This is a genomic window from Haloferax sp. Atlit-10N (assembly GCF_003586325.1).
Lineage (GTDB): Archaea > Halobacteriota > Halobacteria > Halobacteriales > Haloferacaceae > Haloferax > Haloferax prahovense.
The window spans coordinates 1-435 of the sequence record NZ_PSYX01000188.1 but is presented as its reverse complement, the minus strand read 5'-3'; the positions used below and the strand labels follow the sequence as shown (position 1 = coordinate 435).

Here is a 435-nt window from a genome sequence, read left to right as displayed (position 1 = left end):
CGCTTTCGTTCGCCCTTCTCTTCAAGCCATCTGAGCTCAAGCTCATGACCAGCCTGACCTGCCCCGATCGGCATTCGCAGTGCCCACTGCACAGCTTCCTCCTCCGTCTCCACATCAAACACATAATACGCTGCTACAAGCTCCTTGCTGTTCCCCTCAAAAGGACCTGCCAGCAGCTCAGGCTTTCCATCTTGCGAATACGTGATTTTTATCCCTCTTGTACTCGGCTGAAGCTCTTCCTCTGCGAGCAGTATGCCTTCTCGCGCCAGCATCGTTTTGTATTCTTGAAGCTTCTTCGTGTGCTCCGAGCTGTAATTTACACCGGTCTCGGAGTAATCTGTGGCTTTGATCATCAGCATCATTCTCATGCCTTCAAATCCGTATACAAGAATTCGAGAGTTCAAGGATATGATCCGCGCTCTGCACCGCTCCGGC

At 51.7% G+C, this 435-nt stretch carries 1 protein-coding gene; it reads right to left on the bottom strand.

The annotated features are described in order from the left end of the window. On the bottom strand, window positions 1-359 hold a 359-nt coding region (locus C5B91_RS21805), incomplete at its 3' end, for a YciI family protein (protein WP_158589941.1). Between the last annotated feature and the right edge of the window lie 76 nt (window positions 360-435).